The sequence below is a fragment of the Bulleidia sp. zg-1013 genome (genome assembly GCF_019798045.1).
In the GTDB taxonomy this organism is placed as follows: Bacteria; Bacillota_I; Bacilli_A; order Erysipelotrichales; family Erysipelotrichaceae; genus Bulleidia.
Window position 1 is genome coordinate 67,138 of the sequence record NZ_JAGXEX010000004.1, and the last position, 25,776, is coordinate 92,913.

General features: G+C 36.0%; 26 protein-coding genes and 1 tRNA gene. 3 read left to right on the forward strand and 24 right to left on the reverse strand.

Annotation, left to right across the window (positions count from 1 at the left end):
- Positions 1-189 precede the first annotated feature (189 nt).
- From K7I92_RS04465 to K7I92_RS04540, 16 genes are all read right to left on the reverse strand, one after another.
- Complete coding sequence (locus K7I92_RS04465) at positions 190-1,443, reverse strand: HAMP domain-containing sensor histidine kinase (RefSeq protein ID WP_203245167.1); 1,254 nt, start codon at positions 1,441-1,443, stop codon at positions 190-192.
- 143 nt (positions 1,444-1,586) lie between these two features.
- Positions 1,587-2,258, reverse strand: coding sequence for a response regulator transcription factor (locus K7I92_RS04470; protein WP_255594335.1), 672 nt, complete (start codon positions 2,256-2,258; stop codon positions 1,587-1,589).
- Between the two features lie 986 nt (positions 2,259-3,244).
- Positions 3,245-3,895: a metal-dependent transcriptional regulator gene (locus K7I92_RS04475; RefSeq protein ID WP_203245166.1), complete on the reverse strand. Its 651-nt coding sequence runs from the start codon at positions 3,893-3,895 to the stop codon at positions 3,245-3,247.
- Positions 3,846-4,973: a metal ABC transporter permease gene (locus K7I92_RS04480; RefSeq protein ID WP_220282225.1), complete on the reverse strand. Its 1,128-nt coding sequence runs from the start codon at positions 4,971-4,973 to the stop codon at positions 3,846-3,848. Before K7I92_RS04480 ends, K7I92_RS04475 begins: the two co-directional genes overlap by 50 nt.
- Positions 4,970-5,836 carry a metal ABC transporter permease gene (locus K7I92_RS04485; RefSeq protein WP_220282226.1) on the reverse strand — a complete coding sequence of 289 codons (867 nt, stop codon included), beginning with the start codon at positions 5,834-5,836 and terminating at the stop codon, positions 4,970-4,972. Before K7I92_RS04485 ends, K7I92_RS04480 begins: the two co-directional genes overlap by 4 nt.
- Entirely contained in the window at positions 5,830-6,546 is a 717-nt protein-coding gene (locus K7I92_RS04490; RefSeq protein ID WP_203245163.1) for a metal ABC transporter ATP-binding protein, read from the reverse strand. Before K7I92_RS04490 ends, K7I92_RS04485 begins: the two co-directional genes overlap by 7 nt.
- 14 nt (positions 6,547-6,560) lie before the next feature.
- Positions 6,561-7,490, reverse strand: coding sequence for a metal ABC transporter solute-binding protein, Zn/Mn family (locus K7I92_RS04495; RefSeq protein ID WP_203245162.1), 930 nt, complete (start codon positions 7,488-7,490; stop codon positions 6,561-6,563).
- 121 nt (positions 7,491-7,611) lie between these two features.
- A complete protein-coding gene (locus K7I92_RS04500; protein WP_220282227.1) occupies positions 7,612-9,000 on the reverse strand; it encodes a Sapep family Mn(2+)-dependent dipeptidase in 1,389 nt (462 codons plus the stop codon).
- A gap of 138 nt (positions 9,001-9,138) precedes the next feature.
- On the reverse strand, positions 9,139-9,369 hold the full coding sequence (rpsR, locus tag K7I92_RS04505; RefSeq protein WP_006626602.1) for a 30S ribosomal protein S18: 231 nt from the start codon (positions 9,367-9,369) through the stop codon (positions 9,139-9,141).
- Between the two features lie 14 nt (positions 9,370-9,383).
- Complete coding sequence (ssb, locus tag K7I92_RS04510) at positions 9,384-9,857, reverse strand: single-stranded DNA-binding protein (RefSeq protein WP_203245160.1); 474 nt, start codon at positions 9,855-9,857, stop codon at positions 9,384-9,386.
- A complete protein-coding gene (gene rpsF, locus K7I92_RS04515) occupies positions 9,857-10,162 on the reverse strand; it encodes a 30S ribosomal protein S6 (protein WP_203245159.1) in 306 nt (101 codons plus the stop codon). The genes ssb and rpsF overlap by 1 nt, the downstream gene beginning before the upstream one ends.
- 196 nt (positions 10,163-10,358) lie before the next feature.
- On the reverse strand, positions 10,359-12,341 hold the full coding sequence (gene uvrB, locus K7I92_RS04520; RefSeq protein WP_220282228.1) for an excinuclease ABC subunit UvrB: 1,983 nt from the start codon (positions 12,339-12,341) through the stop codon (positions 10,359-10,361).
- Positions 12,334-13,854: a S41 family peptidase gene (locus K7I92_RS04525; RefSeq protein WP_220282229.1), complete on the reverse strand. Its 1,521-nt coding sequence runs from the start codon at positions 13,852-13,854 to the stop codon at positions 12,334-12,336. The genes uvrB and K7I92_RS04525 overlap by 8 nt, the downstream gene beginning before the upstream one ends.
- A 48-nt stretch (positions 13,855-13,902) precedes the next feature.
- Positions 13,903-14,793, reverse strand: coding sequence for a permease-like cell division protein FtsX (gene ftsX, locus K7I92_RS04530; RefSeq protein ID WP_220282230.1), 891 nt, complete (start codon positions 14,791-14,793; stop codon positions 13,903-13,905).
- Positions 14,783-15,475, reverse strand: coding sequence for a cell division ATP-binding protein FtsE (gene ftsE / locus K7I92_RS04535; RefSeq protein WP_203245155.1), 693 nt, complete (start codon positions 15,473-15,475; stop codon positions 14,783-14,785). The genes ftsX and ftsE overlap by 11 nt, the downstream gene beginning before the upstream one ends.
- A 10-nt stretch (positions 15,476-15,485) precedes the next feature.
- Positions 15,486-16,340 carry a YitT family protein gene (locus K7I92_RS04540; protein ID WP_220282231.1) on the reverse strand — a complete coding sequence of 285 codons (855 nt, stop codon included), beginning with the start codon at positions 16,338-16,340 and terminating at the stop codon, positions 15,486-15,488.
- Positions 16,341-16,447: 107 nt separating this feature from the next.
- Between K7I92_RS04540 and K7I92_RS04545 the strand changes: the two genes are divergently transcribed.
- Positions 16,448-17,665, forward strand: coding sequence for a peptidoglycan bridge formation glycyltransferase FemA/FemB family protein (locus K7I92_RS04545; protein WP_220282232.1), 1,218 nt, complete (start codon positions 16,448-16,450; stop codon positions 17,663-17,665).
- 24 nt (positions 17,666-17,689) lie between these two features.
- Here K7I92_RS04545 and K7I92_RS04550 read toward each other — a convergent pair whose 3' ends face one another.
- Together K7I92_RS04550 and K7I92_RS04555 are read right to left on the reverse strand one after the other, a co-directional pair.
- Positions 17,690-19,159 carry a murein hydrolase activator EnvC gene (locus K7I92_RS04550; protein WP_220282233.1) on the reverse strand — a complete coding sequence of 490 codons (1,470 nt, stop codon included), beginning with the start codon at positions 19,157-19,159 and terminating at the stop codon, positions 17,690-17,692.
- Between the two features lie 19 nt (positions 19,160-19,178).
- Positions 19,179-19,649: an aminoacyl-tRNA deacylase gene (locus K7I92_RS04555; RefSeq protein WP_220282234.1), complete on the reverse strand. Its 471-nt coding sequence runs from the start codon at positions 19,647-19,649 to the stop codon at positions 19,179-19,181.
- Between the two features lie 74 nt (positions 19,650-19,723).
- Here K7I92_RS04555 and K7I92_RS04560 point away from each other — a divergent pair, with 74 nt between their 5' ends.
- A complete protein-coding gene (locus tag K7I92_RS04560; RefSeq protein ID WP_220282235.1) occupies positions 19,724-20,428 on the forward strand; it encodes a ThiF family adenylyltransferase in 705 nt (234 codons plus the stop codon).
- Positions 20,429-20,453: 25 nt separating this feature from the next.
- On the opposite strand, the gene K7I92_RS04565 is transcribed toward K7I92_RS04560, so the two are convergent.
- The 4 genes from K7I92_RS04565 to K7I92_RS04580 form a co-directional block, all read right to left on the reverse strand.
- Positions 20,454-21,071, reverse strand: a complete 618-nt coding sequence (locus tag K7I92_RS04565) for a transposase family protein (protein ID WP_220282236.1) — start codon at positions 21,069-21,071, stop codon at positions 20,454-20,456.
- A gap of 267 nt (positions 21,072-21,338) precedes the next feature.
- Positions 21,339-21,422 (reverse strand) — tRNA-Leu (locus K7I92_RS04570).
- Between the two features lie 105 nt (positions 21,423-21,527).
- The gene (locus K7I92_RS04575; RefSeq protein WP_220282237.1) at positions 21,528-21,704 is read right to left on the reverse strand and encodes a hypothetical protein; all 177 of its coding nucleotides are present in this window, start codon (positions 21,702-21,704) and stop codon (positions 21,528-21,530) included.
- A gap of 398 nt (positions 21,705-22,102) precedes the next feature.
- Positions 22,103-23,263: a cation:proton antiporter gene (locus tag K7I92_RS04580; protein WP_220282238.1), complete on the reverse strand. Its 1,161-nt coding sequence runs from the start codon at positions 23,261-23,263 to the stop codon at positions 22,103-22,105.
- A gap of 116 nt (positions 23,264-23,379) precedes the next feature.
- On the opposite strand from K7I92_RS04580, the gene K7I92_RS04585 reads away from it, so the two are divergent.
- The gene (locus tag K7I92_RS04585; RefSeq protein WP_220282239.1) at positions 23,380-23,847 is read left to right on the forward strand and encodes a hypothetical protein; all 468 of its coding nucleotides are present in this window, start codon (positions 23,380-23,382) and stop codon (positions 23,845-23,847) included.
- Here K7I92_RS04585 and K7I92_RS04590 read toward each other — a convergent pair.
- A complete protein-coding gene (locus K7I92_RS04590; protein WP_203245146.1) occupies positions 23,844-24,101 on the reverse strand; it encodes a kinase to dihydroxyacetone kinase in 258 nt (85 codons plus the stop codon). The genes K7I92_RS04585 and K7I92_RS04590 overlap by 4 nt on opposite strands.
- Positions 24,102-24,132: 31 nt before the next feature.
- Positions 24,133-25,767, reverse strand: a complete 1,635-nt coding sequence (locus tag K7I92_RS04595) for a DUF5605 domain-containing protein (RefSeq protein ID WP_220282240.1) — start codon at positions 25,765-25,767, stop codon at positions 24,133-24,135.
- Between the last annotated feature and the right edge of the window lie 9 nt (positions 25,768-25,776).

Here is a 25,776-nt window from a genome sequence, read left to right on the forward strand (position 1 = left end):
TATCTCTTTCTTTATAAAAAATATGCTCTTTTTTCAGCACACAAAACCCCAAAAGTAAATTTTTCTAATTTCTGCTCTTGGGGCTTAGTTCTAAATTATTCTGCTGATATTTTTTCTAATTTCACTATTAATTATACAATTCGATTTTTCAAAATATATCTGCCTTTTTTCAAAATTAGGATATTAACTTTAATGGCTTCTAAAATCAATAGTAAATTTCATACCTAAATGGCTAGGTTTAAACTGAAACTCAAGATTAGCATCGGTTAAAATATTTTTAACGATATATAGACCTAGACCAGTCCCACCATCTTTTTTATCCCTACTAAAATCCGGTCTATAAAAAGCTTTAAATACATGCTTTAACACATCTTCAGAAAGTGATTTACACTCGTTTTCTACTATTAATATTCCATTTGATATCTGTATATTGATTCGATTGCCTTGGTCTGTGTAGTTAATAGCGTTTGAGATAATATTAGAAATTACTTTTTTCATAGATTCCTTGTTCATAAAACAATCACATGGCTCTTCTATTTTCAAATTTATTTTTAAATCCTTCGCCCTTGCTAAAACCTTATATGATTCTATTATCTCAACTAAAATCATTCGTATATCCAAGTCCTCTTCACAACCTTTATTAACTACCTGCAATTTGCTTATATCTAATATGCTTTGAACCATATCTGTCGATTCTATGACTATTTCCTGTGCCTTGTCTAAATAAAAATCTCGATCTTTATATTTACCAATCTTATAGCGCATATTTTCCAATAAAACACGTAGTGATGTTAAAGGCGTTTTAAGTTCATGGGAAGCCGCTCGTAAAAATTCTACCTTTTCTTTTTCTACTTGACTAATATCATCAATCTTTTGTTTTAGTGATTCAATTGTATTCCATATCGTGTCATATAAAGAATTAATATTATTAGCTATCATTCCAATTTCATCTTCACTTTCTACGTTGCAATAACTATCTTTTTTTAACCTTTCCATATCTTTTGTGGATTTTAATATGTTTTTTATAGGTTTAGTAATTTTTTTACTATAAATATATGCTGCAATAAGAGAAATAATAAAACTAATGCCTATGGAATAAGGAAGAACTTTAATAGTAACTTGTTTTGTTTCGTCTATAGATCCGGTACTTAAAATTAAGTAAAGATCACAGACTTGATTATCTTTATTTTTAAAGGTCTTTTTATCAATGATAACCGGATGGTCACCAAGTGATTCTAACTGTGTAATAGAAGTATCTCTCCTTAATATATCTTTTGCTCTAACAGGGTCAAGTTGGATATTAGCAGGTGTAAAACCGTGATACTGATATGTATTATTTCCAATATAAAGAGTTATATTTACGTTGTATATAATAGCGTAATTCTTTGTTACTTCTAACGCCTTTGATTCACTAGTTTCCTCCAAAATTTTAACCAGTTCCATAGACCTATTCTTGACCTCCTCTTGCTTTTTATTGAAATAAAAGCTAGGTAGGAGAAAATATATAAGACCATGAATCATTATGGTGATAACACTCATAATCACCATAGTGTATATGAAAGTCTTCGGGAATAACTTTAATCTTTTCATACATCACTCTCATACTTGTAGCCCACACTTTTTACCGTTTTTATGCAGTCTAGGTGAAGCTTTTTTCTCAAATTTTTAATGTACACATCTATCACCCTATCAAAAGGCACTTCATCAATCCATAACCTATCCAGTATTTGGTCACGTGAAAAAACTTGTCCCGGATGGTTAATTAGAAGATTTAATATTTTTATCTCCTTGGGCTTGATATTTACATACTGACCTTTGTAGGTGGCACTAAATCCGGATAAATTCACCCTAGCATCCCCATATACCCATTCTTCTTTTTTATGTTGAAAATGACTTCTTCTAATCAAGGCTTCGACACGTTTTTCTAAAATTGCAAGCGAAAATGGTTTACTTATATAGTCATCTGCCTGTTCATCAAAACTCATAATCTGTGTACTATCATCAGCCATAGCTGTTAACATTAAGACGAATGTTTGATTGTGTGATCTTATTTTCTTCAAAACTTCAAAGCCATCTGCCTTTGGAAGCATAATATCTAAAATAACTAAATCAAAGTCTTGATTTAGAAACGTACGAATAGCTTTTTCTCCATCTGCAACAGATACTACTTCGTAATTCTTTACAGTAAGAAATTCAGCAACACCTTCACGTGTAACTTCATCATCTTCAACTAATAATATTTTTCCCTTCATTAACATACTCCTTTTTCCTTTTAGATATCACATGTTAGGTGATAACACACTATGCTATTATCTCGATTATATTGTCAAATAACAAGTAAGCTCTTTTTAGAAGCTATTTTATAACAAATGAAACCGTTTACTTTTTTGAAATGTACTTTATAACTTGATTGAGAAAGGTAATCCTATATTTTATGTATATTTCCAGGTATAAGACTAACGCTTCTAAAATACATATTGACACTTCATTAGATGTGGTTAAAGTAAAATAATCCTTTGGGAGGGAAAATGAAAAAACTAAAAATTATACGAAAAATGACATGGTTGTTTATTCTGGCACTCCTCGTTTCCGACTGTGGTAAAAAAGAAATCTAATACAGAAATGACGTAGGCTTTTCAAAAGAAAATCTTCCCTATAAAGAAGTGAAATTCACTGTTTATCACTCTAATACCGGTCAGCATAAGTGGAGATCCATACATGACTTCAACATTCCTATCAAGGATATAGAGAAAAATGAATACCTCAAGGTTGAACTCGACTCTAAAAACAGCGAAATATTCATTCATATTGTCAAGAAATCAATCATCAAAAAAAATAGATCCGCAATCATTGATTCTCAAACCATAGCTTCAACAAAATTGACCATACCGAAATTTACTTCCGGTTTAAATAGCTATATAGCCGTCAAGCTATTATCCAAAGTGAACAAGAGCAGATTTTCTTGCTATATCCCATCAGCAATAATTCTTCCGCCACATACTTTCCTAAGCTTTCATTAAATGATTCTTATATCATAACCTGGATAATATCTTGATAACAGTGAAACTTACTAAGTAGTCTAGCAAAATTGAAAATGCGACACTATATTTATCTAAAGGGCAGATGATAAACTGCCCTTTTTAGCTCTTCTCCCTTTATCCCAAAAATAATTCTAAATACCTGGCTTCTGTGGGATTTCTACAATCATCACTATCAGATTCACTAAAAAAGAGCACTATGGCTCTTACTTATCTAAAACTTTAACGTAAATATGGCGCATGGCTTTTATGGAAATTGAAATCTTCTTTCCCTTACAAAGCACCAATAAAGAATCATCAAAAGAATCTCTCTCTAATATTTCCAGCTCATCATGAAGTTCTAAACCAATGCGATCCAAGTAAGCTAAAAATTGTTTCTCATCATCATCTACTTTAATAATCATCGCCTTTTGACCAACTTCCAAATCCGCTAAGAATAAACTTTCTTCCACCGGTCCATCCATGTTTTCATAGATGATTGAACCATGTGGACAATTCTTTGGATAATTCAAATACACATTAAGATGCTTCTTTAATTCATCATTGGTAACATGTTCCAATAAATCCGCTTGTTCATGCACATCTTGCCAGTTGTAATGTAACTTTTCTAAAAGGAAAGTTTCCCATAAACGGTGGCAACTTAACACTCGCTTACTTTCTTTTACTCCCTCTTCAGTTAAACAAATTTCTGTACCATTGAAGATAATAAAGCCCTCTGATAACAGCTTCTTCAACATTTCTGAAACAGAAGCCGGTGCAATGTTTAAATGCATCGAAATCTTTTTATTCGTTGCTTTTTCGCCTGATTCATGAAGGCGAAATATGGTTTTTAAATAATCTTCTCGATTGTTGGTCATATAAATTCTCCATTAAAAGTGTAACACGCTTTAAGCCTTTTGGTCTAAGTTCATAGACATTAAGTGTTTCATTTTCTACAATCCAGTCGAATTTCAAAAGATCTTGAATGATTTTTTTTGTTTGTTTCGATGACCAATTTAGATGATTTTGTATCGTGCTTAATCCAATTTCTTCTTGATTTCCCGGATGATGATAGACATGCATTAAGAATAAATCACGATACACTTCCTTTCTTTGTTTGGATCTTTTTATCTTTTCACTCAACCAACCATTCTTATGAAAAAGAATCACTAGAATACACTGTAAAAGACCAATAAAACTACACATACCGGCAATTGACACATTCCATAAATTACCAAAAGCAAAACCTAAAATAGAACTGCTCATCGCAAAGAATAAGCTTACAATAAGTGTATATTTCAAATCCTTTGTGACAAGACAAGCACAAGCTGCTGGTGCTACCAAGAAAGAAATCACCAAAATCGCTCCGACACTATCAAAAGCTGTTACGGTTGTTAAAGAAGTCAAAGTCATTAAGCCGTAGAACAAATACCCCGTCTTAATGCCTTTTAAGCGAGCGTATTTTGGATCAAAGCTAGTTATCTTTAAAGGTTGGTAGAACAATAGCACAAAAGCTAAGTTTAAGATAAATAGTATCAACATCACCACAAAGGATTTCGGTAAATCAAACAAACGAATAAATGGTGCAAATAACGGATTCCCCATTAACACAATGTCCACATCCAAGTGCGCATTGCGGAAAAAACGACTGATTAAAATCACCGCCAATGAAAAAAACATCGGAAAAATAATTCCTAGGGCATCATCCTTTTTCACTTGATATTTATCGGCTACCGTCTCAACCACATAAACAGTCAATAGTCCAAACAAAGCGGCCCCAATAAACAACCAAGGTGAATTCAAATCTTGCACATACATAAAGGCCACTACAATTCCCAATAAAACAGAATGAGAAAGTGCATCAGCCGTCATCGATAATTTCTGTAAAACAAGGAAAGGTCCTAGAATGGCACAAGCTAAAGAGGTCATTAAAATGACCAATAGAACTTCCATCATACAAGTGACCTCCTTTTTTGCAAGGCACTATTCTTACCAAAAATCATTGAAAGAAAAGTTAATGTACCCATCACTAAAATAATGGTGGGACCGGTCGATAGACCACGATATAACGAACTCAAGAACGTTCCTAAGAAAGCACTAAAGCCTGCCGTACCAGACGCAATCATCAACACATTCTTTAAACGATGACTATGCTGATGAGCGCAGATACATGGAATAATTAAAAAAGAAGAAATCAGAATAGCTCCCACACTTTTAATACCAACCGCAATCAACGCAATCGTCATAATCAAAAGAATTCGATCCACCAATTTAGAAGAAATGCCAATACTTTCGCCATACGTTGCATCAAAAACACTTAAAACCAATTCTTTATAAAATAAAAATAAAATCAATGAACAAACGCCCGCCACAATAAAAATCAACACAACATCCTTTTTCATCATGAATGCCGCTAAACCAAAAATATAATTTTTCAACCCTGCTTGCGAGGCATTCACATAACTTGGATGACCCTGAATATAGCTTTTTAAAACCAAGCCCAAGCCAAAGAAGCCACTTAATACAATTGCTAAAGCCGCATCAAATTGAATTTTACTATGACGCACGAAAGCCTGTATCACTTCATAAGCAAGCCCGGCCGATAGCGCAGCTCCAATCGTTAATAAAAGTGGATTTCTAGTTTGGAAAAGCATAAACGTCAATACAATCCCCGGAAAAGTCGCATGCCCTATCGCATCACCAACTAGACTTTGTCCTTTGTAGACACTAAAACAACCCACCACAGCACTAACCATGGCTAACACTGTTGTCCCGAAGGCAACCACTAGAAAGTCATACGATGTTAATACCGCTAACATACCGGTCCCTCTTGGAAAGTAATATCTAAATTTTCTTGGGTTAATATGTCTTTTATTGGTCCATAAGCAATAATGTTTCGATTGATAAGAACTACATGGTCAAAATAATCTCTTAAAGTCTGTAAATCATGATGCACACAAACTATCGTTCTTCCTTCTTTTTGAAGAGCCTTCATTTTATCCATAATGATTTTTTCGCTTGTTTTATCCACTCCAGCCAATGGCTCATCCATTAAAATTAGCTGGGCATTTTGACACAAAGCACGAGCAATAAACACACGTTGTTTCTGACCACCTGACAATTCCGAAATCTGACGATCTTTCAAATCACTAATTTTCATTTCTTCTAAAGCATCCATGGCCAGCTTTTTTTCTTCTTTGTTTGGTCGATGAAACCAACCCAAAGAAGAATAACGTCCCATCAATACAACATCAAAAACCGTAATTGGAAAATCCCAATTTACAGAAGCTTGTTGGGGGACATAGGCCAAACGATTTAACACATCTTTCAAAGGTAAGTCATAGAGTGTTACCACGCCTGACAAAGATTTCACAAAACCTAAAATAGCTTTCAATAAAGTCGACTTGCCAGCTCCATTCGGTCCTACAATAGCGGTCAAACTAGCTTCTTCAATATCCACATCAATATCCCATAATACCGGTTGATAGCCATAAGAAACGGTCAAATCCTCCACATGAATAACACTCATACGCACTTCCTTTTCTATTTCAAATTCGATACCATTAAATCTACATTCATCTTAACCATGTCGATATAGGTATCACCCTTTTGTCCCTTAGGTGCTAAAGAGTCACTGAATAATTCTTGCCCTTCACCTTTTACGACTTTAACCTTAAAGCCCTTTGCGGCACAAGATTCTTTTAATTTTTCCATACGTGCCGGATCGGTTGTGGATTCCGCAAAGATGGCCTTAATTTGATGGTCAACAATAAATTGAGCTGTCTTAGCCATATCTTTCGTACTTAATTCCGCATCCGTGCTAACACCTTGTGGCGCTTCCACTGCAATACCATACTGTCTGGAAAAATAACTAAACGCATCATGAGGAGTAATTAAAATACGTGATTTCTTAGGAATCATGTTAATTTGTGATTGGCAATATACCTTTAAATCATCTAACTTCTTAAGATAAGCTTGCAGGTTTTCTTCAATCTTGTCCTTATATTTTGGCAATTTTTCTTTCAAGCTATTCGCCGCTTCGGTAGTTGCTTTCTTGTATAAGTCAACATCAAACCAAAAGTGTGGGTCAGTAATCTTAACACCATCTTCTTCCATGGTTAATAGTGATTTCTTATCAAAGTTTTTCGTAACCGCATGTCCTTTGGCGTTTTCTAACAATTCAACCATCTTTCCTTCAAAGTGAAGACCATGATATAAAACTAAATCCGCATCCTTAATCTTGCTATAATCTTCCGGTTTTGCTTCGTAGGTATGAGGATCTTCACCCGCTGGAATAACCAACTTAACATCGGTGTAATCCTTCGCTAACTGAGTGACCATATCCTGTAAGAAAGAAGTCGTAACCGTTACCTTCAATTTCTTTTCATTAGTAGGTTGTGTGGTACTTGTACTTGGCTGACCACAAGCCGCCAGCATCAATATACTTAGCATTGACGCAATAATTTTCTTCATAGTAAATTCTCCTTATTAGGTATACCTTACCTAGTAATCTACACCCCCTAATGAACATAGTCAACCAATATTATCACTTTTTTACATAAAAACTGATCCGGAACTCCCGTTGAGCCATTCTTTATTCTTTTTCACAAGCTAAATCATAAAGGATGTTTGCATAAACCGCACAAGCTCTTAACATCGTTTCAATCTCGAAGCCTTCATCCGCTTCATGCTCCCCCGCTACCCAAGATGGATAAGGACGATTTGGGAAAACCGGTCCACAAGCAACGAAATTATCAAATGTACGAGCATAAGTACCACCACCAATGCTTAATGCAGGTGTGTAAGTGTCTCCACTCATTTCACGATAATGCTTCATAACTGTCTTTACCAATTCACTATTCGGATCACTCAATAACCATTTAGAATCATCAAAGATTTTTGCTTCTAAACCTAGGCTTTCTTTTAAGATCTTAGCACTTTGAGCAAATAATTCTGATCCCGTACATTCATTTGGATAACGATAATCGCAGAACATATCAATTTCACCATCGTGAATGTTCACTTTACCTAAATTAAAAGTTAATGGTCCCATATATGCACCATTAAAATCAACACCAAAGCCCTCTCCATAATGATCCGCTAAGATATGGCTTGCTTTTAAAGAGAATTCATCATTATAGCAGCTGCCAATAAATTGGAACATCTTCACCGCCGCATTGATACCATGGAATGGTTTTGAAGCATGGAATGGCTTTCCATCAATATGATAATGAGCTCCCTTTTCATCTTCATAGCAACTTCCGGCGATATTTTGTGCTAATAAATATTTTTCAAAGTAGTCTTTTTCTAATGGTTTATTAACAAGGGCATTCGCTTTACCAATGACCACATTATAGGCATTGCCGGCTTCCATTTCTTGAATACATGTGTTTACTTTCCCATAAACATTGAAATCTAAAATTCCTTTTTCCGCATAAATGCAAGGGAAATCCGCATCTGGTACAATTCCCATTATTGGATTTTTTTCATGTGCCTTATAATAAAGAACACCTGCTGAAGTTGTCTCCTCATCTGTACCGAAGATACATTGAATATTATGTTTCAACTTAAAACCATGGTCTTTCAAAATGCGAACCGCATAATAAGCCGCAATAGCCGGTCCTTTATCATCAGCACTACCACGACCCATAATAAATCCATCTTTAATTTCACCTTTCAAAGGATCAAAATGCCAATCGTTTAAATCACCCAATGGAACTACATCCAAATGACCTAGAACACCGACCGATTCTTCCTGATCACCATATTGAACCACACCGGCGTAGCCGTCTACATTCTTAACTTTAAAACCATCTCGTTTGCCAATTTCAAGCATTGTTTCTAAAGCTTTACGGATATTCGGTCCAAAAGGTTGACCGGGACCGGCATTTTCATCATCACGCACTGATTCAATTGCCATTAAAGAGCGAATGTCTTCAACCATATCCTTTTCATAGTGTCTTGCATCTTCTAAAAAATTCATGAAACCTCCTTATTTTCTCTAACTTCATTCTAGTTAGAATAAACTGACTGTGTAGGATGAATTCAAATATATTTTTTTGTATATTCTTATATCTTTTATCCTTTCACAAAAAAAGGACAAATTTCTTTGTCCTTTCCATTAGTCAGCTACGTATGGTAGTAAAGCCATTTGACGAGCGCGCTTAATTGCGATAGCCAACGGTCTTTGGTATTTAGCACGAGTACCGGTTACACGACGCGGTGTAATCTTAGCATTAGGGCTAATAAACTTCTTTAATAATTCAACATCTTTGTAGTCAATAAACTTGATGTTGTTTTTTGTGAAGTAACAAACCTTACGACGACCCATTCTTTGTTTTCTAAAAGCCATGTTGGTCTCCTTTTCTAAAATGGTAAATCATCTGTGGACAAATCAAATCCACCATTACCGAAATCATCATCACCAAACCCTTGATTACTTGGTTCAGGATTAGCAGAATTATTAGATGGTTGATTATAATTCATAGTATCCGAATTATAAGAACCGGTTTCTGCACGTTGTTCACGAATCAAACGAACCGAATCCACAACTACATCCGTTGTATAAATTCTTTGTCCATCACGTTCATAACTACCGGTTTGGATATGACCATCTACTGCTACTACATTCCCTTTATGAGCGTATTGCCCCAAGAAATCAGCAGACTGACGCCAAGCTACACAACCGATGAAATCAGCTGTTGGTTGGTTAGGATTCGCATCTCTACTAACTCGACGATCACAAGCAACCGTAAATCGAGCCGAAGAAATACCGCTTTGTGTCTTACGGACTTCAACATCTTTGGTCAAACGACCGACAAGCACAACACGATTAATCATTACTTAGCCTCCGCTTCAGCCGCTTCATCACGAGTAATCATGAAACGAACTACATTCACATTGATACTCATTAAACGGTCAAATTCTTTGACTGCTGTATTGTCAGCTTCAAACTTTAATACAACGTAATAACCCTTCTTCATATCATCAATTTCATAGGCAAAGTCTCTCATTCCCCATTCATCTGTCTTTGTGATAACAGCACCATTGCCGGTTAAGAATCCGGCGATTTGGCTCACTAATTCACCACGTTTTTCTGTTTCAACAGATTCCTTGATGATGTACATTACTTCATACTTTCTCATTTGTACACCTCCTTCTGGTCTAATGGCCTTTTCAGGCAAGGAGTGGTTAATCCACTCACCGTAATATGCTAGCATAGATTTAGCTAAAAAGGAATACCCTCTTTTTCTTGATAACAACCTCAATTCCAGCCGACTGAATTATTAACTTTTAACATCATAACTTATACTTCTACTTTTTCAAGTTCATAAATACCATCTAAGCCATTTCCGACTTCAACTCCAAAACCATATCCCTCAATTCAGCCGCTCTTTCAAAATTCAAGGCTGTCGCGGCTTCTTTCATTTCAGCTTCTAAATTAACAATCAATGTATTGGTATCCTGTTTCGACATCTTTGCTTTCTTACGAACATAACGACTTGCCATTTCTTGCGTTTCTTTGCCGCGAATCACATCACCCACTGACTTCATAACTGTTTTTGGTATAATACCATGTTCCTTATTATAAACCTCTTGAATAGAGCGACGACGATTCGTTTCATCCATCGCTTCACGCATAGAATCGGTGATTGTATCTCCATACATATACACATGCCCATTCGCATTACGCGCCGCACGACCAATAATCTGAATTAAAGAACGTTTAGAACGCAAGAAACCCTCTTTATCCGCATCTAAGATACAAATCAAACTAACTTCCGGTATGTCCAAGCCTTCTCTTAATAAGTTAATTCCAACAATCGCATCGTATTTCCCAATACGTAAATCATGAATGATTTGCGAACGTTCAATCGTATTCGTTTCATGATGAATATACGCTACTTGATAGCCACGCTCTTTCAAATAAGAGGTTAAATCCTCCGACATGCGAACCGTTAAGGTTGTAATCAAGACCTTTTCTTTCTTTTGAATACGCTCATCCAGAGCCATACAGATATCATCCACCTGCCCTTTGGTTGAACGCAGCTCCACCACCGGATCCAATAACCCCGTAGGTCGAATAATCTGTTCAACCACCTGATTATGTACCCTTTCCAATTCATAATCTCCCGGCGTTGCTGAACAATAAATAGCTTGCGGTATCATGGTTTCAAATTCATCCCATTTCATTGGTCGATTTTCCAAAGCACTCGGAAGACGGAAACCATAATCCACCAGGGTTTGTTTGCGAGAATGATCCCCATTGTACATACCTCGAATTTGCGGTAAAGAAACATGCGATTCATCAATCATAATCAAGAAATCTTCTGGGAAATAATCAAATAAATTCCATGGTCGTTGCCCTTGTTTGCGATGGTCAATATGAAAAGAATAGTTTTCTATACCTGACACATAACCATTTTCACGTAAACTTTCAATATCAAATCGCGCTCTTTGTTCCAAACGCTCATATTCCAATAACTTGTCATGCTCTTTAAAATACCTTAAACGCTCTTCAAGTTCTTCTTCAATCGCATCACAGGCGCGCTGAATAGATTCTTTATTTCGAGCATAACCGGAAGCCGGGAAAATATTATAAAATTGATATGCATTTAAGGTTGCCCCTGTGGTTGGATTCACTTCTGTGATTCGTTCAATTTCATCACCGAACAATTCAATACGAATATTAAATTGATCCGTATAAGATGGCGTTAAATCAATTACATCCCCACGAACCCGCATAGAACCACGCACTTGGTCAATATCATTGCGCACATATTGCATTTCAACCAATCTTCTTAATAGTGCATTACGGTTATAACTTTCACCGACACGAATCGTAAAGAACATGTCTTTATACTGTTTCGGATCACTCGCCGCATAAATACAAGCTACCGAAGCAACCACAATCGTATCTCTTCTTTCTAACAAAGAATTGATGGTAGATTCTCGAAACATATCCAATTCGTCATTAATCGCCGCTGTTTTTTCAATATACATATCCCTTTGTGCTACATAAGCTTCTGGTTGGTAGTAATCAAAGTTTGAAATAAAATACTCGACTCGATTTTTAGGAAAGAGTTCTTTAAACTCAGAATATAATTGTCCGGCCAGGGTTTTGTTGTGAGAAAAGATTAAGGTTGGCTTATTCACTTTGGCGATAATATTCGCCATTGTAAAAGTTTTACCGGTTCCCGTCGCCCCTTGTAAGACCTGTTCTTTTTTACCGGACAAAATGCCTTGTACCAATTCGCTGATTGCTTTTGGCTGATCACCCGTTGGTTTAAAAGAAGATACTAGTTCAAATGGTCGATTATCCATGTAAAACCTCTAAGGCTTTTTGATAGGCTTTATCTTTGGATTTATCGGTGTTATACACATAAACCATGCGAGACACAATAGCGTTATAGGTCTTACGGTTAATAGCACCCGTTGTTTCTAAGCCTTCCTTCTCTTGAAACTTCAGAATCGCTTTGCGCATTTGTTCAGAGAAATAGCCATCCCTTCTTCCTGGTTGATATCCCAAATAAGCCAAAGCTTCTTGTGCATACTTCGTAACCGGTGAAACACTATCTACCTTTAGAACATCCCCTTCCTTCAGATTTGGTTGTGCCGTTCTTAAAACTTCCGGTACATCGGTCTTAATATCCGGTTCAATTCCTTTTTTATTAATCCATTCTCCTTTTGGTGAAACCCATTTACTTGTGGTGTATTTGATAGCTGATCCATCTCTGAAAGCTCGACTCACCTGAACGGTTCCTTTACCATAGGTTTTTGTGCCAATCACCGTCACATCTTTTCTTTGTTCCTTAAGAGCTAAAGTAAGCACTTCTGAAGCTGAAGCTGTATTTTCATTCACCAACAGAACAATTTGTTTGAAATTTTCGTAAGGCTTTCCCGAGGTACGAATCACTTCTCTACTACCATCAGAATACACTTGTTCCATGACGGTTGTTTTTGACGATAAGAAATAAGAAGCAATATCCTTTAAGGTTGTTAAGTAACCCCCACCATTATCTCTTAAATCAACAATCAATTTGGTGACACCCTTTTTTTCGAATTCATCTAAATACGGTTTTAATTCTACGTGTGTGCTTTCACCAAATTGGAATAATTCAAGATAAGCAGTCGTATCATTGATGATTTTTCCATAAGTAGAAGCTAATACCGGACCACGGGTAACTTGAAGGGATATTATTTTTGAGCCGCGTTGAACTTCAAGGACAATCTTTGTGCCTTCTTTTCCTCTTACTAAATCTCTTGTTTCATTCACCGTTTTGCCTTCTAAAGAAGTACCATTAACCTTACTGATTAAATCACCCACCTGAACCCCTGCTTTTTCAGCCGGAGAATTACGGAAAACTTTTTGAACTAGAATTTTTTCATTGCTTTTTAGGTATTGAATACCAATACCTACATACTGTCTTTTCAGTTGATTATTAAAGGCAACCACTTCTTCTTTCGTCATGTATTCCGTATGGTCATCTTCTTTATTACTCGTGATACCTTTTAAAGCTTGGTCTTCCAAACGAGAAGAAAGATTAGAAATATCCTTCCCAAAAAACCAATTTTTTTTCATGATATCTAAAACAGCATTGATCTTATTATCCGAAATAACTTGTCCTTCTTGAAGTCTATTCCTTAATTGATTTAAGCCTTGTGAAGGTAAAATAGAACCTGCCACATAACCTAAAATTAAAGAGATAATAATTGATACAAATAGGATATTTTTTAACTTCTTTTCTTTTCGCAAGGATTTTTGTAAAGCCTCTTCTTGAAAAACATGTTTCTGAAGAGGGATTAATTTCGTATTTGATTTTTCTAAGTCTTTCATAAAAACCTACTTTCTATTAGGGCAAAAGCCTCAGAGCACTCTGAGGCTTCAACGATGTTGTCGTAAATAACGGTTCACAGAAATAAAAGAACCAACCAAACCAACGCCCATTCCCACGGCTGCTAAAGCCAAGGACACATAAACCACAAATGGATTTGGTTTGTATAATCGGAATAAACTCGATAATAAAATACCGTTGGTTCGATTATAAATGTAAATATAGGACCAAGCCGTCAGAACAATTGGGATAATCGACCCCATAATTCCTATCAACATTCCTTCTATCAAGAATGGGCTACGAATGAAATGATTAGTTGCCCCGACGTTTTTCATAATCGTAATTTCATCTTGACGTGAGAAGATGGTCAAACGAATCGTATTTTGAATTAAGAAGATAGCTAAGATACCAAGACCGGCTCCTAAAATCAAACCGGAACGACGAATCCCGTTCATTGCCGTTACTAAGGTAATGGTACTTTGACCACCATAGTTAACCGAATAAATACCTTTAATCTTACGAATTTCTTTCGCAATAGATTCAATCTTATTACCCGACTTTGCTTCAACATAGAAGGAATCGTGCATTGGATTTTCTTCCTTAAATGGTTCAAAAATCTTCCTTGTTTTCTCATCATCGAAAGAATTCAAATAATATTCCAATTCTTGTGCTTTGGAAGAAAAGTTCACTTTTGCAACACCATCAATCGCTAGAATTTGATTTTTAATGTTTGCTTCATTGCCTTCTGCTTCATAAGCCACTTGAACCGAGATTTGAACTGTATTTTCAATAGATTTAGTAAAAGATTGTAAATTTATCGATAAAATAGAAATCAAACTAATGATAATCAATGTAATCGTTACTGCTAAAGCAGAAGAAATAGACATAGCCCAATGGCGTCCCACACCACTAATGCCTTCTTTAAAAGGTCTACTGATCATGACGAACATAGCCTCCTTCCTTCAAGTCAGCCACCACATGACCATGTTCTAAAACTATCGTACGATTACGATACTTATTCACAATCGTTAAATCATGAGTAACCATCAATACAGTGGAGCCATATAGCTTATTAATGCGTTTCAATAATTCCATGATTTCATCCGACTTAGTAGGGTCTAAATTACCTGTTGGTTCATCTGCCACCAATACTTTAGGACGATTAGCAATCGCTCTGGCAATAGCGACACGCTGTTGTTGACCACCGGACAATTGCTTCGGAAAAGAATCACCCTTATCCTCTAAACCAACAACAGATAAGACTTCTTTAACACGCACTTGAATTTGATGTTTACGCATACCAATTACTTCTAAAGCATAAGCCACATTTTCACTAACGGTCTTAGCTGGTAATAATTTATAATCTTGGAAAACAACCCCAATATTTCTTCGAAACAAAGGAATTTGGCGTCTTCTTAATTTACCAACATTGATACCAATCATTTTAATATCCCCTTTTGTCGGTACTTCTTCAGCATTAAACATCTTAATCAACGTTGATTTTCCCGAACCGGTTGGACCAATAATATAAACAAATTCCCCCTGATCAATGTTTAAATTGACATCATAAAGAGCATTTGTGCCACTTTTATAGCGTTTATAGACACTCTTACATTCAATCATAAGCCACTCCTTAAATTCCCACAGAAGGATATGTAAATCCTTCGCCATGCATATCTGAAGCATCTGTAGTAATCACAAAGGCTTTATCATCAATTTCATTGATGATCGTCATTAATGCACTATATTGTTTATCAGATACTGCACACAAAACCATCGGTTTCACTTCTTTTGTAAATCCGCCAGTACTTTGAATCACCGTTGCCGAACGCTTTAAACGTTGTGAAACCTCCAAAACAATTTCTTCCCAATGTTCTGAAATAATCTGCACTGACTTCGCTCTGGAACCTTGTCCATAGCTCAAGACTCTATCAATCGCCGCGGCAGCAGAAAAAACGGAAACCAAACCGATTAAGGCGGCCGATAAACCATACGCCGCAACTCCTAATAAAACAGTCAGTCCATCGGTAATAATCACCAAAGTCGAAACCTTAACACCAAAATATTTATGCACAATTAATGGTGGTACATCCATTCCACCTGTACTGGCTCCGGTTCGCATTACAAGACCAATTCCGGCTCCACCAATTAAACCGGCGTAAAAAGAAGCTAAAATTGTCGGTATTTCAACAGACAATGCAATATGCGATAACAAGCCATTGAACACAGGATACAATAAAGAACTAACCATTGTATTAATCGCAAATTCTTTCCCTAAAGTCCAAGCCCCTATTACAAATAAAACCAACACTAACACATTCGCAAAAAGGGTTTCATCAATGTGGAAAAAAGGGTTAAACGCTACTGCTAAACCGGCTACTCCACCAGAAAGAATGTGATAAGGCAAGATAAAAAATTGGACGGAAACTGTCAATAAAAATGTCCCAATCACAACAAATATTAAGTTTTTAATCACTTTTCTATCCACGTTGCTTATTATAACATAGCCACTTTATTTCTCACTAGCCCCTAATTTTCATTTTCACTGCCTGCTAAAATCAAGTATAATGACTTGGCAATAAGCAAGGAGATTTTATGATTTATAAACAAATGGAAGATGTTCAACAGTTCGATGCATTTGTCCAAAGCCATCCTTATTCCCACTTTCAAAAAACAGCTATGTGGGGTGAATTTATTCAAAAAACAGAACACAGCCCCTATCATATGCTGGGGTTTTATAACAATCAAAATGAATTAGTTGCGACCGCTTTAATCTTGGTTAAAAAAACATTGTTCGGTCATTACCTTTATGTTCCAAAAGGACCATGTGTTGATTACAAAGATCAAAAATTAACCAATCAGGTTCTTACTTTATTGAAAGAATATACCAAAAAAAATCGTGCTCTTTTTATGACCATTGACCCCAATGTACTACGCATGGAAAGAGATATCAAGGGCAATAAAATTGAACATGGTGAAAATAATGAATTTGTTACAGAGTATATCAATCAAATCGGTTTTAAGCATCGTGGTTATACGTATGCTTATGACGGTTCCTTCTCCAATCGTTTTACCTTAATCACCAAATTAGATGAACCAATTGAAACTATTTTTAAAGGCTTTAGCACGCTACGGAAAAGAAGTATTAAGAAAAACCATAAGTTTCATTTATACACAGTAGAAGCCGATCGAAGTGAAATCCAAGAATTTGTTCGTTTAGAGGATGATTTAGGAAAAACCAAAGAAGTCATTCGTCATCCACTTTCTTTCTATGAAGCAATTTATGATGCTTTTGCGGGACATGTTCACTTTTACAAAACTATTTTACCGATGGAAAGCTATCTTTCCGTCCTGCTTGATAAAACAAAGTCTGATAATCCAAAGGAAGCCTCCAGTGCCTTGAAGCATTACCAAGAAGCTTTAAAATTGCAAAAAGAAAAAGGGAACAATCCTGTCTTAGCGGTAGGTATGATTTTTGATGATGGTCATGTCAGTTATGGAAAATATTATTATCGTGATCATGCCATCGAAAGCTTAAGCCCTTTGGATTCTTTGCTATTCCACGCCATCCAACAAGCCAGAAATAATGGGCATAAGGCTTTTGACTTTCTAGGCTTTGGTGGACTAACAACTCCACATGATTGGGATATTGGTTACTCTCTTTATCAATACAAGCATCAATGGAACGCAACTTTCATTGAAGATATTGGGCAATTTGACTATGTTTTAAATCCAACCGGAAAAAGAGCTCTCGAATTATCCAATAAGATCAAACGAAAGCTACAAACCTTATTTATTAAGCTACATAAATAAAGCCTTCTAACGAAGGCTTTTACATTATTCTCCACCAAAGAAACTCTCCGGTCGTAAGCGACAAGGGGCACGACCACCACGGCTACTGCAAGTATTTGCTAACGCCGCATGACCCCAACCGGCCCCAAAGGCTAAATCACCATTCCAGCTTTGCGCATAGCTTGCGAAATTGCTTGAATTTCCTAAATAAAAGACTTCAATGTGACAATGTGGACCGGAAGAATTACCCGATGAACCAAGAAGACCAATCTGTTGACCGGCCATCACAATTGTACCTGTAGCAATTGGCGAACCTTGTTGCAGATGCAAATACTTGATGGCATATAAATTTCCATTGATTTTAGTTAATAGGTAAACTTGATTACCCCCACCATAAGAACCACCATTACTTGGACCACAACCACTACCAATTCCACCAATCGTCGGACAACCATCTGCCGATTTTAGAATAACACCATTACCAACAGCTAAAACAGGAGTACCTACCGCCGCCGCAAAGTCATAACCCAAATGAACACCGCCACCGGAATAATACCAAGTACCAGCTGAACGATACGCTCCATTCACCGGTCTAACCCAACCACTGGCGGTATTGATATTACTTGGGTTTGTGTTATGTGGATTCGTTTCTGGAACTTGCTCCAAACGAGTGGTAATACTAGCCATCTTCTTCTTGATATTTGCAATATCACCGGCAATCGTATTTCCTTGCGCTTCTAATTGAGCTGATTGGCTTTCATAAGCATCTTGAACCACTTCCGCTCTCGCTTTTAAAGCCATAATCTTTTCCGCTTGAACGTTCAAAGCTTTCTTTTGCACATCCAAATTGGTTTTCGCTGTTTCTAAATCTCCTTTTTGTTTGCCTAAATCTGCTTTTTCTTTGTTTAATTCTTCAACAGCCGTTAAGAACTCACTATGTGCTTTTTGATCACTTTTAGCAATCGCATCCAAACCACTTAAGATACGTAAAATTTCATCAAACGATTTTGCTCCCAAAAGTAATTCCACAAGGCTATTCATACGCATGGTTGGTTGTTTTTCAACCATACGCTTCTTTAATTTCCCTTTGATTTCATCAATTATCTTTTGCTTGTCCGCAATTTTAATCATGAGGTCATCAATATTTTTTTGAATATCGTTGATTTGTTGCTCAAAACCTCTAATCTTTTGTGATAATTCACCAATCTTAGCCTGCACTTCCTTTGATTGATTCGCATAATCATCGATTAATTTTTGGTATTCTGAAATATTCTTTAAGATTTCTGAGCGTTTTGAGGCAATATCTTTTAATTGTTTATTCAAATCATCTGATTTTGAAGCCAAATGAGCACGGAATGCTTTGCAAGCTTTCACATCACTCGCTCTTGGAACCGCTTTGCCGCACTTCTCTGTCCAATACGCTGTATCATCGTAACTCGGCTCTGCCTGTACACGAATAGTACCCAAGCAAACCATCATTGAAAAGATTATGATTGTTACCCAATTTTTCTTCATATTCCGTATTATAACACCATTATCCGATTTCAACATCTGCAACTTTTACGCCAATGTATTCCAACAAAGCCTTTCGATTCACCTCGACAAGCAATCCGACTCTTCCACCAGAGCAAAGAATTTTATCGTGCTTTAAACAACTTTCGCCAATGAAAGTAGGAAATTTTTTCTTCATACCAACGGGTGAACATCCACCATGAACATAACCTGTTAAAGCCAATAAATCTTTTTGTGCCAACATTTCAATTTTTTTCACGCCTGCTACTTTAGCCGCTTTTTTCAAATCCAATGTTCGGTCTACTTGTACCATAAACACAAAGTATTCTTTTGTATTTGCCTGTGTTACCAATGTTTTATATACATTTTCATGATTATTTGAAGTTTGATAATCTAAAACCTTTTCATCCACATCAAATTCATGATTGACATACCCAATCTCATTTTGGTCTAACATGCGTTGTGCATTGGTCTTTTTTTCTTTCTTAGCCATATTCATCACTCATCCTTTCTTTTCTTACCCGGAAAAGTCTAACACATTTTTTTCTTTCATTATAGAATGGAGATATGAACGAAGAATTATTTCAAAGAACCGCCTTCCTTGTTGGTCAAGAGCGAATGCATATCTTACATCAGAAACATATTTGTGTTTTCGGCGTAGGCGGTGTTGGGGGGCATGCGATTGATGCTTTAGTGCGTAGTGGTATTGGTGAAATTTCTATTGTTGACCACGATTGTGTAACATTAAGCAATATCAATCGTCAGTACGTTGCTACAATCAATACAAAAGATTGTCTTAAAGTAGACATCATGAAACAACATTTATTGGCTATCAATCCAGATATAAAAGTACATACTTACCCCTTGTTTTATTTACCTGAAAACGCAGACGAATTTCCTTTACATGATTTTGATTACATCATTGATGCAATTGATACGGTGTCTGCCAAAGTAGAATTGATTTCACGGGCTAAAGAAAATAGCATTCCTATTGTCTCTGCCATGGGCTGTGGTAATCGCTTAGATCCAACAAAAGTTCAAATTGACGATTTATTTCAAGTCACTCACGATTCTTTAGCGAAAGTGATGCGCCATGAATTGCGTAAAAAGGGTATTTTTTCTCTGGATGTTGTTCATAGTATAGAGGCACCCATCAAACCGAATTATTTTGGTGAAACATTGAATTTAAAAAAGAAGCCACCTGGTTCTTCTGCCTTTGTGCCTTCGGTAGCCGGTATTACTTTGGCGTATTTTGTTATCACAAAATTATAAAAGCCCCATTTTGAACTGTCCATTTTCAATGGGGCAGTTCATCTAAAGCTTTATTAATCAGTTTTAGTACATGGAAAGGATCGGCACATACCTTGGAATTATGAAAACACATATAAGCCAATGAGTTCTTCCCCATGTTAGGAAGAATATCGATGATATAACCTTTGTCTAAACTAAGTATCATAAGGGCATATTTCTTCCTAGCTTTCCTAGAGAAATAGAACTCATCTAAACCGATACTAGTAGAAAGAATATTCCTTTCCGGTTGAACGTGTTCATCAAAGATAGATATTACAGTATTAACCGATACAGGAACTTTTTTATCAGAGAAAGCTTTATACTGTTTTTGGAAGGGATTATCTTCATAAAAGGTGGAATGGCAGCCGGTCCATATAAATCTTCTAGCAGAGTATTTAATAGTACAAGTATCTTGGAGAAAGATAGAGTGTTTGATGGTTCTTTTTCTGTATGCTTTAACTTTTTCGGAGAAGGTGCCACACTTAGGGCATCTACCTCCGTGGTTTACTAAGCGTACATAGAAGGTGTGTACATCTTTATTATTCTTTTTAGATATTACCTCTTTACAGTATTCTACTTCATCATCTTTAAGAGCGATGATAGAACTGATTGAATCGTTAATCATAAATAAAAAACCTCCTTTCAGAATAAGATTCAATCTCATTCTAAAAAGGAGTTTTTAGTTTTATACAACTAGACCCTACAAAATTTCAAATTGCCAAATTAAATCAAAATCAAAGTAGTTCTCTTTTTATTTTCATGAATAGTTTATGAATAGTTTTAAACGGTTTTCAGGGTATTCTGGCGGATATTAAAATAAAGGCGAAAATAAAAAAGTCAGTATTTAACTGACTTTTTACTTGCTAGCGGACACTAGCGATATATTATTCAGTGCCCTCGGCCGGACTCGAACCGGCACGGTATCACTACCGGGGGATTTTGAGTCCCCTACGTCTACCAATTTCATCACGAGGGCGCTTAATTATTCTATCTAAAAATTCACTACTTGTCTATCTTTCTTTCTAGTTTTCTTCTGTCTTGGATACAATGACACTGTAGCTATACTCTGAAGCTATAGCTTTTAGGCATGAAGAAACAAGTGTAATCGGTTAATAAGCTGATTACACTTGCTTATCATTTTATTAATTAAATTTATCTCTATATACTCTATCAAATAGCCGTTATAGTAACCATATCCAATCAATACTACTGTCAATACAATTATTGTCATAATCCCTAGTAAATTTTTCTTCTTCATCTTCTGCCTCCTTTATCTCCATAATCTCTTAAAAAATTAACCGATAGGATTCAGTATTTTATTTTTTGCAAACTGGATAATTGGTTTAACTACGTTTCGATGGATATATTTGGCAACAGGTTTTATCACCTTCTTAACGATCAACACATAATGTTACACTTTGAGAACTACTCTTCTACTATCTGATTTGGACTTTTAAAGTCCCAAACCGTTTTTATGATTTTGTTATATATCGCTTCGTGTTTACTGACCTGCTTGCGAAGCTCTTTCACTTAGCTTACTAAATTTTCACCCAACTTCGTTAGAAGTCTATTCTCCACTTGTTGAATAGCTCTACACAAAGCATCTATCGCTTTAGCTGGATTGCTTAAGATGCTTTCTTAACAAATTCCTTTCATCTAAGCCTTTGAGCCAAAAAGCTTCTTTAATGCAATTGGTGTCACAAAGGAACTAACTAAGATTAAGAAAATCACCGGCGTAAAAAATTCAGATGTTAATAAACCAATCGCTAATCCTTTTTGTGCCGTAATCAAAGCCACTTCTCCTCGAGCCATCATACCCGAACCAATTTGTAGGGATTCTTTTTGATTAAAGCCTAACAAACGAGCGGTCCCACCACAACCAATCACTTTTCCAAGCATGGATGCAAGCACAAAAGCAATGGAGAATAAAAATAAAGTTAAATTCATTGAATGAAAGCTTGTCTTTAAACCAATGCTCGCAAAGAAAACCGGCGCAAAAATCATGTAAGAGCTAATTTCAATCCTTCTTTCAATATAAGTGGAATCATCTAAGTTACAAAGCACCACACCTGCCACATAAGCACCGGTAATATCCGCAATACCAAAATACGTTTCCGCCATATACGCCATGATTAAGCAATACACAAGTGAAGCGATGGAAATTCTTCTTTGTTTGGAATAACGAGCTGACAGCCACGCAAATGTTCGGTAGATAATAATACCTAACCCAATTGCTAACGCAAAGAATAAGGTGGCTTTCAAAATAACAATCCCGACATTTGTACTTGTGTCTTTCATGCTCATAACAAGTGTTAAAACCACAATCCCAATCACATCATCGATAATAGCGGCACCCGTAATCGTCGTCCCAACCTTTCCAGTTAAAACTCCCAACTCTTTTAAGACCGCTACCGTAATGGAAACTGAAGTGGCTGCCATAATCGTTCCTACAAACAATCCCTTCAACATAGCTTCTGAACCAAAAGGACCAAAACCATAAAAACACATGAATAAGACGGTTCCCAAAAGTACTGGCACAAAAACACCGGCACAGGCAATCAAAGTGGACTTCAATCCCGTTTCCTTTAATTGTTTTAAATCCGTTTCCAAACCGGCCTCAAACATCAATAAAATGACACCAATTTCTGCTACTTTATCAATGAAATCCGTTTCCTTCACAAGTGAAAAACCGGATGGTCCCAATAATAAACCCGCAAAAATCATGCCCACCACTTCCGGGAGGTTTAATTTCTTAGCACCAACACTCAATAACTTTGCTACGAATAAAATCATCGCTAGATTAAATAAGTATTCCATCCAAATCCTCCTCTTTTCCAAATAAAAAAGACTTCAACGGGCCCTTGCCCTTGAGTCCTCGATTATTATAAGACTCCATTCTTAATTTTTCAAATGAAGACTTGTATACTAATTGTATGCATTATTCTTTCTTCCTTAAATGGATTATGTCTTTCTTATATCTTTGTTTATGGATAGCTCATCCACAAGAAAATTTAAGCGGATTGGTTAATCAATCTCTTTTCTATCAACTTATCGCTTTCGGAATGGCACTGCAGGTTTCCTATACCCTTTATCGCATTCAATATCATAAAATTTCTTTTTGTTTATTGACTTCTTTATTGTTGACTTTGTTTATTACTTATCCAATACATCCACAGCTTCATTTACTTTTCGCAAATATTTCATTGGCTCTTTATACCTATCCTTTTTTAAAGGAATTTTATTGTTACCCATCCACTTGGAAAATATTAAGTTTGTTTTTCTTATTAGCGGCTTTATCCATCATTAGTCAAGGTAAGATTACTGGTTTAAGTGAGTACAGCTATTGGATTGCTATGAATTATTTCTATAGTTATATTTTAAGTACAAAAAAAGGGCTTTAACCCTTTAAACCATTTTGTTGGCGCTCCATATTTTCGACAACCACATCATAGATGTCACCAATGGATTGACCATATGCCAAAATTTCCCAAGGACGATTGGTGTGGAAATGAATCTTAATTAAAGTATCATCACCTACCACTAATAAACTATCTCCTTCAAAATTTTCGGTAATATATTCATCAATTTCATCTTCATCAAGATTTTCGCCATCAATTAATAATTGTGTATCAAATTTAAATTCTAATGGTTCCATAATTATTCTCCCTCTACATATTATATACTACTTAATCATGAAAACGGATACTAGGTATTTCCAAGGAATCTTCTTCCTTTTTTTCATCCAACCGGAAGTCATGAGCTTGTGTCACAATATCCGGTAATTCGTCGTCCACTAAATCAAAGTCAGTTGATACCTGTAAAGAATCGGTTAAAGAAAATGATTCCGTTTCACCTTCATCCAATGTAGACAAGGAAAAAGAATCTTTCAATTCATCAATTAAATCTCTTTCAACCGGTCCATCCGGTAATTCAAAATCAAAATCATTTGCGAAAGATGGAAGTTCTTCTTGTTCTGTTTGGTAATCCTCCACTACCACTTCTTCTTGAATTGGTTCTTCTTCCATTTCATCTTCTACACCATAGGCTTCTTTCAGTAAAGAAATCCCTTTATTTTTTTGTATAAATAGTGCCATGTAAGGTTCTTCCGGCAAAACAACCTCATCTTGTCCATGATAAGAAGCTTCACTAAAAGCCAAGTTCCAAGTATCCATTACTTCTACCTGATAGCTTTCTTCCTTATCGAAATCCAACTTCACTTTAGCTGGTGTATGGTACCCAAAGTAGCGTAAGGACATCGTCGGCTTTAATGTTGTCTCCTCTTCTTTTAGAACTAAGGTATCCTTTAATATTTTTGAAGCAACGACCGGCTTCATTTGTTCAAAGAAAATTGCCAATAGAGGCATGCGCTTCAAAGTTAATCCACCGGCAAAAATAGAAGCTCCTCTTAAAATAATATCCCACATACGGCGACTAACTTCTTGCGCCATAATTGCTTCCATATCACCACCCTCATGACCATAAGAACGAACGATGAGTGGTTTATGGTAAGACTTCATCATTTCTATTTCTTTAGCATAATTATCGCTTGCATCCCATTCGATGTGTGTAAAGGAAGAGTTTTCAACATCCATTATTTCATTTGAAATAACACTGAGAAGACGATGGTCTTGATCCTTTGAAACAATTTCTTTTGCTAGAAGATTGAAATCATTATTTGTCCATACAATCGCTTCATTTGGATTACCTAAGTTCCACCAAACATTTGTAAACACCGACAAACGATTTAAAGCAATCTTTAACCAATCCAAACGAGAAATGCTTGGGCTATCTTCCGTCAATAAAACAAGCTCAGCTTGAATTTGTTTGTCTTCAAGATAAGCTATTACATCTGATAAATAGCTCCAATACGCATCATCCAAGGTTTCTTGTTTGTCAGCCAGGATAGAAAAAGAAACTAAGTTCACAGCATTTTCAACCAATTCATGCACACATGCTCTAAATTCTTCTTCCTCATACTGTAATAAATCCATTACAACACTACCAAAAGGATAGAAATAACTACCATCTTGATAAACAAATTGACCATCTTTCACCATAACTTGACCATGGAAATGTCCTTTTTCCACATCAATTGTGCCATGTTCCTTTAAACCAAAATTGCTTTGGAAAACATAGTTGTAACGACCTTCATATCGAGGCAGAAAACGAGCCACATAGTTTCCGTTTTCATAATAAGTATCTAAAATTTTACTTTCAAATTTATTGGTAACTAATACCTTAGCCCATTGATTTTCCAATTGTTCAGCTTTTACTGACAACTTTACCGGATGATAGAGGACTTGTTTGTTTTCTTCATTCATTTTTTTCTC